Annotated in this window: 15 protein-coding genes and 3 pseudogenes; 7 read left to right on the top strand and 11 right to left on the bottom strand. The window is 55.5% G+C overall.

Annotation, left to right across the window (positions count from 1 at the left end; translation table 11 throughout):
* Nucleotides 1-315, top strand: a pseudogene (locus EC86_RS0124610) (IS1380-like element ISCARN34 family transposase); the annotation flags it as partial.
* Nucleotides 316-780: 465 nt separating this feature from the next.
* On the opposite strand, the gene EC86_RS29265 reads toward EC86_RS0124610, so the two are convergent.
* Nucleotides 781-1,272, bottom strand: a complete 492-nt coding sequence (locus tag EC86_RS29265; protein WP_156955511.1) for a hypothetical protein — start codon at nt 1,270-1,272, stop codon at nt 781-783.
* On the opposite strand from EC86_RS29265, the gene EC86_RS29260 reads away from it, so the two are divergent.
* Nucleotides 1,271-1,435, top strand: a complete 165-nt coding sequence (locus EC86_RS29260) for a hypothetical protein (RefSeq protein WP_156955510.1) — start codon at nt 1,271-1,273, stop codon at nt 1,433-1,435. The genes EC86_RS29265 and EC86_RS29260 overlap by 2 nt on opposite strands.
* A gap of 239 nt (nt 1,436-1,674) precedes the next feature.
* Here the strand turns inward: EC86_RS29260 and EC86_RS0124595 are convergent, their stop codons facing one another.
* The 5 genes from EC86_RS0124595 to EC86_RS0124580 all read right to left on the bottom strand — a co-directional run bounded on the left by EC86_RS0124595 (nt 1,675) and on the right by EC86_RS0124580 (nt 6,429).
* A complete protein-coding gene (locus EC86_RS0124595; protein ID WP_156955509.1) occupies nt 1,675-2,247 on the bottom strand; it encodes a hypothetical protein in 573 nt (190 codons plus the stop codon).
* On the bottom strand, nt 2,244-2,888 hold the full coding sequence (locus tag EC86_RS29255; RefSeq protein ID WP_156955508.1) for a J domain-containing protein: 645 nt from the start codon (nt 2,886-2,888) through the stop codon (nt 2,244-2,246). The genes EC86_RS0124595 and EC86_RS29255 overlap by 4 nt, the downstream gene beginning before the upstream one ends.
* Nucleotides 2,889-2,911: 23 nt before the next feature.
* Nucleotides 2,912-4,288, bottom strand: a complete 1,377-nt coding sequence (locus tag EC86_RS0124590; protein WP_198026914.1) for a type IV secretory system conjugative DNA transfer family protein — start codon at nt 4,286-4,288, stop codon at nt 2,912-2,914.
* Nucleotides 4,289-4,292: 4 nt separating this feature from the next.
* Nucleotides 4,293-5,420, bottom strand: a complete 1,128-nt coding sequence (locus tag EC86_RS29690; protein WP_198026913.1) for a hypothetical protein — start codon at nt 5,418-5,420, stop codon at nt 4,293-4,295.
* Nucleotides 5,421-5,925: 505 nt separating this feature from the next.
* Nucleotides 5,926-6,429, bottom strand: coding sequence for a hypothetical protein (locus tag EC86_RS0124580; protein ID WP_029528400.1), 504 nt, complete (start codon nt 6,427-6,429; stop codon nt 5,926-5,928).
* A gap of 168 nt (nt 6,430-6,597) precedes the next feature.
* Between EC86_RS0124580 and EC86_RS0124575 the strand changes: the two genes are divergently transcribed.
* From EC86_RS0124575 to tnpC, 3 genes are all read left to right on the top strand, one after another.
* Nucleotides 6,598-7,005, top strand: coding sequence for a transposase (locus EC86_RS0124575; protein ID WP_029524732.1), 408 nt, complete (start codon nt 6,598-6,600; stop codon nt 7,003-7,005).
* Complete coding sequence (gene tnpB, locus EC86_RS0124570; RefSeq protein WP_029524733.1) at nt 6,993-7,346, top strand: IS66 family insertion sequence element accessory protein TnpB; 354 nt, start codon at nt 6,993-6,995, stop codon at nt 7,344-7,346. Before EC86_RS0124575 ends, tnpB begins: the two co-directional genes overlap by 13 nt.
* A gap of 83 nt (nt 7,347-7,429) precedes the next feature.
* Nucleotides 7,430-9,031, top strand: coding sequence for an IS66 family transposase (gene tnpC, locus EC86_RS0124565; protein ID WP_029524734.1), 1,602 nt, complete (start codon nt 7,430-7,432; stop codon nt 9,029-9,031).
* Between the two features lie 34 nt (nt 9,032-9,065).
* Here tnpC and EC86_RS29250 read toward each other — a convergent pair whose 3' ends face one another.
* The 3 genes from EC86_RS29250 to EC86_RS0124550 are packed head-to-tail and all read right to left on the bottom strand — an operon-like array spanning nt 9,066 to nt 9,873.
* Nucleotides 9,066-9,236, bottom strand: coding sequence for a hypothetical protein (locus EC86_RS29250; protein WP_156955507.1), 171 nt, complete (start codon nt 9,234-9,236; stop codon nt 9,066-9,068).
* A 27-nt stretch (nt 9,237-9,263) separates the two neighbouring features.
* Nucleotides 9,264-9,566, bottom strand: a complete 303-nt coding sequence (locus EC86_RS0124555; RefSeq protein WP_198026912.1) for a HigA family addiction module antitoxin — start codon at nt 9,564-9,566, stop codon at nt 9,264-9,266.
* A 31-nt stretch (nt 9,567-9,597) separates the two neighbouring features.
* Nucleotides 9,598-9,873: a type II toxin-antitoxin system RelE/ParE family toxin gene (locus EC86_RS0124550; RefSeq protein WP_029528398.1), complete on the bottom strand. Its 276-nt coding sequence runs from the start codon at nt 9,871-9,873 to the stop codon at nt 9,598-9,600.
* Nucleotides 9,874-10,067: 194 nt separating this feature from the next.
* Between EC86_RS0124550 and EC86_RS0124545 the strand changes: the two are divergent.
* A pseudogene (locus EC86_RS0124545) lies at nt 10,068-10,550 on the top strand (IS110 family transposase); the annotation flags it as partial.
* Nucleotides 10,551-10,813: 263 nt separating this feature from the next.
* On the opposite strand, the gene EC86_RS0124540 reads toward EC86_RS0124545, so the two are convergent.
* Nucleotides 10,814-11,179, bottom strand: coding sequence for a response regulator (locus EC86_RS0124540; protein ID WP_232230047.1), 366 nt, complete (start codon nt 11,177-11,179; stop codon nt 10,814-10,816).
* A gap of 147 nt (nt 11,180-11,326) precedes the next feature.
* Between EC86_RS0124540 and EC86_RS0124535 the strand changes: the two genes are divergently transcribed.
* A complete protein-coding gene (locus EC86_RS0124535; protein WP_029524735.1) occupies nt 11,327-12,352 on the top strand; it encodes an IS110 family RNA-guided transposase in 1,026 nt (341 codons plus the stop codon).
* 515 nt (nt 12,353-12,867) lie between these two features.
* Here EC86_RS0124535 and EC86_RS30255 read toward each other — a convergent pair.
* A pseudogene (locus EC86_RS30255) lies at nt 12,868-13,083 on the bottom strand (IS110 family transposase); the annotation flags it as partial.
* Between the last annotated feature and the right edge of the window lie 26 nt (nt 13,084-13,109).

The raw sequence follows: 13,109 nt of genomic DNA, 5'->3' as shown, positions 1-13,109 counted from the left end.
CACGCCGAGTTCAAGTCCGATATGGACCTGGAGCGCCTGCCCAGTGGCAAGTTTGACACCAATTATCTGGTCTGTCGGCTCGCTGCGGTCGCCATGAACCTGCTGCGCCTGATTGGACAAAACACCCTGAACGAGCCCGATGCGCCCGTGCGCCACCCGGCCCAGCGCCGGCGTATCAAGACGGTGTTGCACGAGATGATGTTCAAAGCCGCCCGCATGATCCGCCATGCTGGGCGTTGGGTGCTCGGCCTGGGCGCGAACGACAGTGGCTTTGCGGTGTTTGACCGGCATTACGGGCAACTCGCAACCGCGTAGCAGCGCAAATCCTCGCGCTGCCCCATGCTCCATTTACCTGGCCTGCGCGCAGCGCGGCATGTTCAGCCCTGGGCTGGAAAATCTTCATGCTGCTCAAAACCTGGGAAAACCGCCTTGCCCGCCCTCATGGCGTCGCCATAAACCGCTTCAGTACGCGACAGCACGGCATATTCCACCGGGATTTGTCCACTCCAGTTTGAAAATCAGGCCGCGTTTTTTGAACTCACGGATTCAGGATAACGCCAGACGTGGACAAGTGACTTGACTTGACTACTTTCCAGGACGGGCGTTTTGTTCAGTGGAGTGAGCAATCCAATGTCACATACACCATACCCGGCCCTGAAACGGCGCGGGAAAAAACGCTGGCGCGGGAGCGAATCCAGGAACGCGATTTACCGCAGCGTGGCCACGGACGGCGGTAAGAGAGCCGGGGCGACCGCTTAACGCGCCAGCCCGATGAGGACGTCAACGTTCCCGTCCGGGGTCTCGCTTAATTTCGGGAGTTCTGCCCGGATCAGCGTTACGGGTAACTTCCCGGTCGCGCAGCTTTTCCTGGCGCATTTTCTCCACGGAATCGCGTTCCTGCTGCATTTCGGGGTGTTTCATTCTCTCGGCTTCATACATTCGATCAGTTCCGGCATTCCGGTCATCGATTTCGAGTTGTCTATTTATCTTGCGCTGCTCAATAATCTGTTTTTCCACTCTCATCTCGACATCTTTCAAACTTTCTCGGACAGCTCCTGGCGGTGGCTGTACCTTGAGTTTGCAATGTTCGAGTAGTGCTTTATCCAGCTCTTGCTTCTTTATATCGGGATATTTTCGTTCCCATTCTTGATCGCTGCGTTCTAGTTCGAGTTTATCAGCCTCAGATTTTTCATGGATTCTTTTTTTAAATTCAGGAGAAAAGCGTTGATCTTCGTAAGCTTGCCGGTCAGCGGCTTTATCAAAGTCTTTCATGGTCATCCTCGTAAATTTATGGACAACAGCGCCAGTTTATGAAATCCTGAAAAAACCCCTTAATTTGAAAGAAAAAATAATGGAGAAATCTCCGGAAGCATTGGAAATGCTAATTAAAGATCCTGAAGGCAATGCTGCCCAAGTCGCTCTAATGGGACGGTAATAAAATTATTGGCAGATGATGTTAATGTGCAACCCATTTGCAGAGCCTTGAGCTGAATTATTCTTCAGCTGACAGATGATGCAATGATTTCAGAAAATGCAGATCGTGAATGGGCAATAGAATTTCTGCGTGACACGGCCAGCAAGATGCAATACGAAGCAGACAATTGCGCTTCCATCGTAAGGCGGCTGGCCACAGAACTAATACTTGTCCAGGGCGAACCTCGCGGTTCAGCATAGTCATTTTTTTTTAGTAATCTGTAAGGGTATGCCTCCTCCGAGCCGGGGCGTGGGTGCGGCTTTGGCCGTGGTCTTGGCAGACAGACCCAATGCCAAAGATGAACCAGTTGGCACGGCTTTACCCTCCATGGCTTTGAATTTATCAAGAGGGAGGAGCCGGCCGCTCGCGCCGCAGGAAGCGCGGCACTGAAAGCGGCTTTCTCCATCGATCTTCTGGACGCTGCTATTACAGATGAAGTGGTCGCAGGTCTGGCACAAGACCAAACCGCCAACAGCGGCGCAACCAGGACACTTCCAGCTTTGCAGGTCGATTGCCTCTACATCCACCTCGCGCATCCTGGCGGCAGATCCTTTGCCGGCTGGTGTGGGTAGAACCGTTTCCGTTCGGGCGAACTTAAAAGGCTCTTTCGCATCAAATCGCTCCATCGTCACCAAATATTCATGGTCATGAGTTGCGCAAGCAAAATTGAGCAGCAATCTCTCCGGAGCTCCAACGGCTTTGCGAAAGGCCGTCAATTTTGCCGCGAAATCGTCTTTCGTAACGGTAGAGATTTTATTTTCATCTTTACTCATGACCATCCTTTCTTAAGTTCTATTACTTTGGCAGCCTTGGTAATTTCATGGAAGAACCAGTTGCTGCCGCCTTGATCAGGAAAGGCTCGCCCTCTGATCTTGCGATAACGCTCATTGAATTCTTGTTGTGAAAATTCGCCATTTTCAGGCAATCCTAGTTTTTGACAGGCCTCATGAAATTCATCAATTGATTCATGCTCAGGGCCGGATGCTTCAGGCTTTTGGGTATTTTCTGTGGGATTATTAAAGAACTTTTTGAAGCTTCTATAAGAAGGAAATAATTCGCGAAATTGTTGCTCCCAGATTTCCCGAAGTTGCGCTTCTTCTGCCATTCTGTCGCGAAGTTCTTGCGTTGAAATTTTATAGAATTTTACGAACGCTGTCCAAATTGAAACAAATGGAAAAGCAAAAATATGAAGAATTTTAATTACGATCGAGGTCGAGCCGCGCTGAAGTCCTATTGCCGAATTCCGTACCCCTCGGCCTGTTCCACGGATAGATTTGATCACCAATAATTCAAGCTGTGCATATGCCCGGTCGATCACGATTAAAATCAGGCGCAAGACAGTGAACCCGATAACCAGACTGACGCCGAAGGCGATAAACAGAGCCCAGACCGGCCAGTTCAATATCGCGTTCATGGTGCAGCTATGGGTGGCAGCGTTTATTGTTTAACTAGTTTGCTCAGCACGGGATGCGTGTCCCATTGCACTTTTTCCACAATAATAAAATCCTGGTCACGCCGGAAGACTAATTTTTTATTGGCCCCGAGCTGGGCCAGTTGCCATGGAAGCATTCGCATGCGGCGTTCTTGCTGCGTGTTCTGGTTTCGCGTCACCGAAGACACTTTTCCTCCGTATCCACGGCCATCGCTGGTTTCTGGATCCATGCCAAGAGACGTGCTGTTAGTGCGCACTTCCACATAGACCTCACCGATTTTTTCGGAAAAGTATCGGCAGCCGAAATTGTCGTTGAGATTGAAGACTTCGATTGCGCCGCTGTTGGCGACGAAGTTTTCCCGGCCGTGCTCGCCATAAATATCGTCGAGCTGCGACAGGCTCTGCAAGATTGCCCAAATCTTGATCCCGGCCCCTCTGGCCAAGCCATAGGCTGTTTTAATCGCTTCCAGTTCACCCAGATGCGCGAATTCGTCTAAAACCATCAGCACCGGCACAGCCGCGCGGCGTGACTCGCCCATGCCGGCACTTAAGAGCCTGTCCAGGGCGCAGCCTACTAACAGACGAAGCCACCGGCTGAAGGTTTCAAGATAGGGCGCTGGCAAGACGACGAAGATGCTGGTTTTTCCTTTCAGCAGTTCGGCGAAGTCGAAATCGCATCGTTTGAGGTTTTCAGCTAGACGAGGGTCGTCAAGAAATTGGCCGAGATTGGCCTGTACGGTGCTCCAGACACTCCCGCCTTCTTTTTCAGATTTGTCTTTCATGCGCCACGACAGCCGGGCGATCAAGCCGTCATAGCTTGGATTCGTCAGAAACTCGCTGCCCTCCGCTAAAAGCGTGCTGGGGCGGCTCGCCAACTCGTTGACAGTGACCAGATTCCGCCGATCCTCAAAGGTGGGATGGGTACGGACGTGAAGAATAAGCGTTTTGAGCAGAATCCGCGCTTCGTCGCTGAAGAATCGATTTTCGCCCTTTTCTCTGATGATCAAAGTATCGGCAATCCGGTCAGCCTGGGTGATGCCGGAAGGGCCGAGTTCTACAAATCGCAAAGGGTTGAAGCAGGCGGACTTGACGGGCTGACCGCCAACGCGCGTGATCCCGAAAGGATCAAGGACAAAGACCTCCTGGCCCATACCATCGCGGCGGTGTTTTGATGTGTGCTCGGCGTTCTCTCCCTTGGGGTCGATAACGAAGACGGAGCCGGGCCATTCAAGCAGGTTTGGAATGATTGATGTGCGCCCTTTGCCCGCACCGGTTGGCGCGATGGTCATCACATGAGCGTCGGAGCTGTCCGAAATGGTTCGCTTGGTATCGGCGTGATTACCAAAATAGATGGGCGCAGCAGTGGTTTGGACGCGGGCCATAGCGTTATATCCATTTCTTCGAGGAGTCGATTGACCGCTGTTGAGGGGGGTTCCCTTGAGCAGTTGCGCCAGCCGGCATCGTGGGAGGATCGAATGCGCCGAAGTGCTGAAGGACGAGACGAAGGCCATGACCGGCAAAAATGGCAAGAAGCGCCCAGCCGATCCACCCGAAACCAGTCCGCCAGACCCCAAGAATTCCTAATACCCAATGGAGTAAGTAAAAATTTTTCTCGAAGCGCCGGCTGAAAAAAAGCCATTGTCCCTGAATGATCCGCTGCCGGCTGAAGAGAAGGAACCATCCGTAAAAAATGCCGTGAATGACAGCTCCCCATTGAGTTACAGGATTATTCATGCCAAGGAACTTAAGAACAGGCGTGAAGAAGCCGCTTTTATCAGATTTTTCAGATATATCTGTCGTCTGTTTAAATCGTGTAACTGTCTGAGGCCGGATATCTTCAGGAGCTGATAAGGCCTCTGTAATTTTAGGCCTGTCTTGTGGCGGATTTGGAGAGGGGGAAGGAGGAACAATTGAAGGAGGGGCAGTATCCGGTAACGGTGGTTCAATAATATTCTTTAACGCCTCAGGTGCGGCGGCTTCAGACTCTTGTGTTTGTTCTAGTCGTTGGTGCTCCAGCTGTTCTTTATTTTGATCCTCACGCTCCTTGGTTATTTGATCAGATTTACTTAAAAAAATGGCATCAACACTGCGGCACGATGGCCTTTGATACGAGGGTGGCAAAGTGGGATTGACCGATTGCGTTATATACGCAGCCTGGAGAGCAATTTCATATTGCTCAGTAGCATCGTTACAATCTTTTATTGTAAATAATGTTCTGTTAATACCATATCGTAGAGGTAAAAACCGCTCAAGGCAGGAGCGCATGTGATTAGTATCGAAGGCTCCGGGATAGTTAGTACAAAAAGTCCAGGGAAGTTGCTGACCTTTTAATTTTTCAAGCGCCAGCGCAAGCATATGGCAGGTCGGAATTATCAGGATAGTCCCGGGAGGATATTTCGTAGAGTAACTGAGAGCCAATCTATAAATATGTGCAATTTCACTGCAATTGTTAGCATGGTTTTGAAGAAACGGATTCGGTTGATTTACAAGACCATAATCGCGAGTCGAGGACATGCAGGCAAGAACCTGATTTATAGAGTTAGGGTCAGGCGCTTGGCAGGCTTGGCTCTGTCCATAGGCTGTTGGACATAAAAGAAAAATTAAAAAGAGGGGTAAGGCTCTAACGGCCGTCCGTGCAACCGCGATACGGAAAGCGATGCTCCGCAATCTAAGCCTGGGCAAGGTTGTAGGGGATAGGTGAATATCCATAGCGAAATCCGCTAAATTTAAATATAGCAGAAATGGTGAAATTTAGGGAAGAAGCGTATTGATGAGCGTTAATGTTGCTTTGTTCAAAATTCGAGCGAACACCGTTGCTTGCATCGAGCGCCTACAGGCTCTCGCTGATGAACTGATGAACTGATAGCCGGAGGAGCTCAGCCGGTTGCCGTAATCTCGCGGCCATTGGAGAGGCTGCCTGAAGAAGTGCCAAGCTGGACCCCATAGGCGGGCCACCGGCACTAGAGGGCCTCTCAGCCGTCTCAAATGCCATGGCACAGGCCCATCCGAGGCCGTCGCGTTATGACGGGTCTGCAGGAGGCTCTAAAGGGCTAGCGGTTTCAGGTTCCCGGTCGAGCAAAACGGTTGCGCCAAGCGCATAGGGCCCAAAGAAAAGCAGCCACAGGAAGACGGTTCCCTCGATGAAGATCAACCAGGCCGCTCGATCCTCCCGACCGTCCAAGGTTTGACCGAACCAGTAGCCCATCAACAGCGCGAACGCCAACGCAACGAGCCCGGCAATCTGGTCAATGGACCTGATGGGCTTCACGATGAGCAGATCCCACGCGGCCATCGAATAAAGGGCGCATAGCACGATGCCGCCGCCCATCAAAAGGAGGCGCACTGTGTGACTGGTGTTGTGGTAGATCCAGCTCACCCACTCCCCGGCAAGAGGGCCCCAAAATCCCGCGATACAGCAGGCCACAACCAGCTTCAACATGCCGAATGGCGTCCACGTGTCGCGCAGCCAAAACTGCTTGCCTTCTCGCCACTCTTTCCGGAGGTAGTTCGCAAGGGCCTTCATGGTGGGGCCTTGGTTTTGTCGTCGGGAGGGAAGGCGTCTGCCTCAACCATCTCATGAAACAGCGCCGTATTGAGGACGGTGTTCAGTAAGCGGTCCGCGAACCACGCCCTTTTATTCGTGAGCTGATTCGATGATGCTATGTGTCCATCTACAACTACATGGACACCTATGACAGAGATGAACGCAGAGTTGCTGGCCCGGCTGGTGGTCGGGCGCAAACGCGACGGACGGTGCACTTACGACCCGCTGGCCAAGCAGGCGCTAATTGACGAATGCCTCAAGCCTGGCGTGTCGGTGGCGCGCGTGGGGATGCTGTACGGCATCAACGCCAATTTGCTGCGCACCTGGATTGCCAAGTCAGGCCAGCCCAACCATGGCAAAGCGCTGGCGTCGCCAGCGGCTTTCGTGGCCGTGCAGGTTAGCGAGCCGGCAGCGCCGGCTGCAACAACCGCACCAGTCGCACTTTGCCTGCACGTGCGCCTGCCCAACGGGGTGGCGCTCGATGTGGGCCAGGTCCCGCTGGAGGCGATGGCGCCCGTGCTGCAACTGCTGGGCACACTGGCGTGTTCACGCTGAACGCCACCCGTGCGGTGTACCTGCACCAGGAGGCCATTGATTTTCGCAAGAGCATCAACGGTCTGGCCAGCCTGGTCGAGCATGGCCTGGGCCTGGACGCGTTTGCCCAGGCACTGTTTGTCTTTGCCAACCGCAGGCGCGACCGCATCAAGATTCTGGGCTGGGATGTCAACGGGTTTTGGCTGCTGCACAAGCGCCTGGAGAAGGACCGCTTCATCTGGCCGCGAGGCGAACTCGGCGTCGTGACGCTCAGCGTGGAGCAGCTGCACTGGCTGCTCAAGGGTATCGACATCCAGGCCCTGCGCGGACACCAGGCCGTGCGCTACGAGCGCGCAGCGTAAGGGGGACAAATTCTGGCTTGGAAGGCAAGGCTCAGACTCGGATTTTTGGGAACTTTCACCCGCGCCGCCTTGTCTAAACGGGCATGCTCGCTGTGCCTGATGCCCAAGAAATAGACGCCTTGAAAGAGGCGCTGGCGCAGGCTTTGCAGCGCAGCGACGCCCTGGCGGGGGAGTTGCGTATGGTGCGCGCCGAGCGTGACCTGCTCCAGGAGCGGCTCAAGCAGTTCATGCGCAAGCTCTTTGCCGCCCGCAGCGAAGCGGGCAGCCCGCAGCAAAGGGACCTGTTCTTCAACGAGGCCGAGGCGCTGGGCGCGGCCAGCGAACCGGCCACTTGCGACGGCCACGAAGATGGCAGCCAGGAGGTCCGCGCCCATCAGCGCGTGCCGCGCGGACGCAAGCCGCTCGATGCGGCCTTGCCCCGGGAGGTGGTGCGCCACGAACTGCCCGAAGACCAGCGGGTGTGCCCGCACGATGGCACGGCGCTGGTGGAAATTGGCGTGGAGACCAGCGAGCAGCTCGACATCATTCCCCAGCAGGTTCGCGTGATTCGCCATGAACGCGTCAAATATGCCTGTCCCTGCTGCGATGGCGCCTTGCGCCTGGCGTCCAAGCCGGCGCAAATCATCCCCAAGGGCTTGTTCAGCGAAGGCCTGCTGGCCTGGGTGATTACGTCGAAGTATTGCGACGGCCTGCCGCTGTACCGCCAGACGGCGCTGCTCTCGCGCTTTGGCGGCGGCGACCTGGCGCGCAACACCCTGGCCGCCAGCGTCGTGCGCGTGGGCCGGGAGGTGCAGCCCATCATCAATGTGCTGCGCGACCATTTGCTGGACTCGCCCCTCATCCATGGCGACGAAACCCATGTGCAGGTACTCAAAGAAGCCGGCAAAAGCGCGCAGTCCAAAAGCTACATGTGGGTGCAGACAACCCCGTGCTCCGGGGTGCAGGGAGCGGGGCCACCCATCCGGCTGTTTGGCTACGCGCCCTCGCGCAGCACGGCGGCCGCACAAATCCTGTATGCCGGGGTGCAAGAAGGCAGCGTGCTGATGACGGATGGCTACGCGGTTTATGACGCCATCGCGCAGGCGCACCACCTCGTGCATCTGGGATGCTGGGCGCATTGCAGGCGCGGGTTCCATGAGGCGCTGCAGGCGCTGCCCAGGAATGCGCGCGGCCCCGAGCAGCTCGCTGCGCGGTTTCTCGCGCTCATCGCCCAGTTGTATGCGGTAGAGTCGCGCGCACGCGAGCACCGGCTTCCTCCCCAGGAATTGCTGGTCCAGCGGCAACAGCACAGCGTGCCCGTGCTTGGCCAGATAGAGGCGTTGCTGCTGGCCAACGTGCACACCGTGCTGCCGGGCAGTTTGCTGGGCAAGGCGCTGCATTACCTGGCTTCGCAATGGACGAAGCTGGCGCTGTATGTCACCGATGGCGCCTACCCGATTGACAACAATGCTGCCGAAAATTCGATTCGTCCGTTTTGTATTGGAAGACGCAACTGGCTCTTCAGCGATACGGTAGCCGGCGCACAGGCCAGCGCCAACCTGTATTCGTTGCTGCAGACCTGCGTGGTCAACGGCGTCGACGGCTACGCGTACCTGCGCGCATTGCTCACCGCGCTGCCCAGCGCGCAAACGGCAGACGACTACGAGGCGCTACTGCCTTGGCGCATTACATTGCCCGGCCGCTGAGCAGCGGCCGGGCAACGCTCCTCAGCCATTTCAATCACACCCCGGCCAGCGGCGCAAGGTACGCTGTTAATTGACCGCATACGGTGTTCAGGTAGTCCTCGGCACCGAAGTGCGAGAGTTCTTTCCATCGGACTTTGACGAAATCCATCACGTCCGGAGCCAGCACCAGGCGCACGGAGTAGCAGCCGTTTGAAAGCTTCCTCATAGGCTTGGTCTTGAGAGCGGATGAGACCTAGAACATCTCTGCGAAGCCACCCGGAGGCCACTTCATGACGCGGATCTTGTCGGCGTTCTTGAGCGCTTCTGCAAGCTCGTACTGACGCTGCAGACGAAGCCAGAAGTCCGGATCATTGCCAAGGGCCTTGCCTAGGCGAATTGCCATCTCCGGAGTGATTCCAGCCTTCTCGTTGAGCAAGTTGCTCAGGTGAGGACGGCTCACGCCGAGCTTCTCTGCAGCCTGACCAACAGTCAGATTGAAGGGCTCCAAAATTTCATCCCGGACAATCCGGCCCGGATGCGGTGGGTTATTCATCATCAGGTTCGCACTCCTTTGCGATTAAAGCGGCTCAGTGGTAGTCCACTAAGTCCACGTCGAAACAGTCACCATCCTCAAAGCGGAAAACGATCCGCCAATTTGCTCGCACAGTCACAGCATGGAAGCCCTTGAGATCACCCTTCAGAGGGTGCAGCTTCAGTGATGGCAAGCTGAGATCTTTGAGCTTCTCAGCGACCGACAGCATGGCAAGAATGTTCTCAATACGGTCAGCAAGTTCGGCACTCACGCCGCTACGGTCTCCGTTGAACAGCTTCTTCAAGCCCTTGTGTTTGAAACACTCGATCATTCTTAAGTGTAGCCTGTTAGCTTACACATTACAAGACCTTTTTTTTAGACCTCAGGGCTCGACGCGGTCCTTGGATACCGCTTATGCGTATAACGAATAGATGCTATGTGGGACTACTTATTCGAAGACTACTCAATCGGCAAGGGTTGAGCTAAAAATGAGGTTTCAAACTTCCACTGCAAAGGAGAATTGAAATGTCTAGCTTCCACACAGTCCTGCATGGCGAGGGTACGCAGCTTCCGGCCGAGCTGTACATGAGCTTCGAGCTGAGTGACAAGAAGTGGCAGTTGACGCTGAGCGATGGCCGCCGAGGTCCGAGCCGATACGCTGTGAACGCTGGCGACACAGCCGAAGTCGCGCAGTGCATGGCCAAGGCCAGGGAGCGTTGCAAGCTTGAGCCGCAAGCCAAGGTGCATTCGTGCTACGAAGCCGGGCGCGACGGGTGGTGGCTGCACCGCTGTCTGCTTGAGCAGGGCGTCGACAACATCGTGGTTGACTCTGCCAGCATCGAGGTGAACCGGCACGCCAGGCGCGCCAAGACCGACCGGCTCGACGGTGACAAGCTGCTCTCGATGCTGCTTCGCCACCACGCAGGCGAGCGCGTGTGGTCGGTGCTGCACGCGCCATCGGCCGAGGACGAGGACGCGCGGCGCGCGCACCGCGAACTGGCACGGCTATGTTGGGGGCCACTAAAAGACCATCGAGATATGCCTCCATGTTTCATGTCCATTTATGTCTCAAAAAGAAAAATGAACTGCAAGCGAACAAGCAGTTGCCCGAGACAGTGGTGCTAAAGGCCACCAGGACCGTCAAAAAATCCGTTTTCATTAAATGCGAACGGCCTGGCCTTGAGTCAGAATGGATCTAATTCTCCACCCTGTTGACAGCGACCACAGCAGTGCCGCGATGAATGATTGTTGAAGGGCTTGGGATTTCCTTTTCAGTGACTCCTCCCAGGAACCAGTTGCGCAATGCTCTGGCAGATATGCGCGACCGTCGCAGGTTTTGAAAGGTGGGCATTAAAGCCATTCTGCAAGGCGCGCACTTTGTCCACCTGCCGTCCGTAGCCGCTGAGCGCAATCGCCTGGAGGTCGCGCCCCTCCGGGCGCTTGCGTATCTTGCGGATCAGCTCGTAGCCGTCCATGTAGGGCATGCCCAGGTCCGAGATCAGCAGGTCGTAACTGTGTTTGTCCAGCATTTCCAGCACCTGCTGGCCGCTGCTGGCCATGTCCACCGCAGCGCCTTCGAGCCGTAAAAGAGCAGCAAAAGGCTTGAGTAGGTCTACAGGGACTTCCCGTGCAGTCAAGCAGCGTTGGCATTTTTCTTGATGAACACTACGGCTGACGTCAATCTATGAGCTTGAAACGAGGAACAGACTACTGAGATGGACCCGGCGCCACCTTTGAAGGAAACTGGGCATCCGTTGTCAACCGTTCTCATCAGGAGGTTCATCATGGAAATCGATCTTCTGGGCATTGATCTGGCCAAGCGTGTCTTTCAACTCCACGGTGCCGACCGCCGTGGTCACGTGCTTCATCGCGCCAAGGTGTCGCGAGCCGCGCTCGTTGACACTGTGCGGCAATTGCGTCCTCGCGTCATCGCCATGGAAGCGTGCAGTTCGGCTCATCACTGGGCTCGGCGCTTCCAGGAGCTGGGCGCCGAGGTGCGGCTTATCAGTCCGCAGTACGTCACGCCCTTCGTCAAGACGAACAAGAACGACCGCAACGATGCCGAGGCGATCGTCGAGGCCGCATGCCGTCCGGCGATGCGCTTTGTAACCGTAAAGTCGGTCGAGCAACAGGACATGCAGGCGGCCCACCGCGTCCGCGAGCTGCTGGTTCAGCAGCGCACGGCACTGATCAACCAGTGCAGAGGTTTGCTCGGCGAGCGCGGCATCACGATTGCCCAGTCACCTGCAGCATTCAAGCGTGCCGTACCGGAAATTCTCAAGGAGTGCGAAGGCGAAATCACCAGCTTTTGCCAGGCGCTCATGATGGAGTTGCTCGAGCAGGTCCATGCCATCGAAGAACGGATTGCAACCTCGGAAGCCTGGATAAAGGCGTTTTTGAAACGCTCAGCATTATGCAAAAAGATTGCTGCCATTGACGGCATCGGCCCGATCACTGCCACGGCCATCGTTGCGGCTGTGGGCGATGCCAAGGCGTTCAAAAATGGCCGACACCTGGCGGCCTGGCTCGGTCTGGTGCCCAGGCAGTATTCATCGGGCGGCAAGTCGCGGCTCCAGGGCATCAGCAAGCGCGGCGATAAATACCTGCGCACGCTGCTGATCCATGGTGCGCGTTCAGTGCTGCGCTACGTCGCCAACAAGACAGACGCGCGCAGCCGGTGGTTGCAGGAACTGATCGCGCGCCGTGGCTATAACCGTGCAGCGGTGGCGCTGGCCAACAAAAACGCCCGCGTTATCCAGGTGCTGCTGAGCAGCGAGGTTGCCTATCACCCCAGGGGCATTTCGGTCTGAGCGGTTGCCAGCCGACGAGCCCAAAGACAACTCGTTTTGAAGGAGGAAGGACTACCCCAACACTGGTTTGCGAAGCTTTTTGAACGTGATGACGAAACCGGTTAGACCAGCTCCCTGAAACCTGTTAGATGTGCCGGCTGGACTTCAATGTTCAAGCCGTCAGACTGCTAAGGACAGGGTGCGCGAATCTCATCGAGGCTGCGGGCATGGATGTGACATTGCCCAGATGCAAGCCGTATACATGCCTGCAAACTGTTTCTAGTCACAAAAAAGCTTGCAAAAGTGCGTCGGGTCCATACATGCACATCTACAGACGGGTTTATTGCACATTTGTGCGACCCCAGATACAAACCGCTCAACAGGACTCCATTCAATTTGCGTGGCGCCTGATTGGCCCACAGCCCACTCATCGAGTTTTCCTGTTGCCGGTCTGACCTTGTTCAATGCATCTTCGATTTAACGTCCGACGGAGAAATTGATGGGTTTAGGTTCTGGATTTCACCTTGCAGCCTTAATCAAGCCGAATCTGGCATGCAAGTCGAGGTGTAGACGCTGACATGGTGAACATCAAAGCGCTTGTCCTTGGTCATGACTGCCCACAATATTCTGGCGTTTTTGTTGGCCAGCGCAACAACCGCTTTTTGCCAGCCACTGCGTTCACGCAGCCTTTGCGCCCATTGGGAGATGGGGTCGTCTTTGTTCTTTGCGGTCAGTATGGCCGCCTTGGCGCCGGGGTTTAGGGCGCAATGGAACGCAA

The sequence above is a fragment of the Polaromonas glacialis genome (genome assembly GCF_000709345.1).
In the GTDB taxonomy this organism is placed as follows: Bacteria; Pseudomonadota; Gammaproteobacteria; order Burkholderiales; family Burkholderiaceae_C; genus Polaromonas; species Polaromonas glacialis.
Note: the sequence above shows the minus strand (reverse complement) of the source record. Positions and strands in the feature narration are given on the sequence as shown.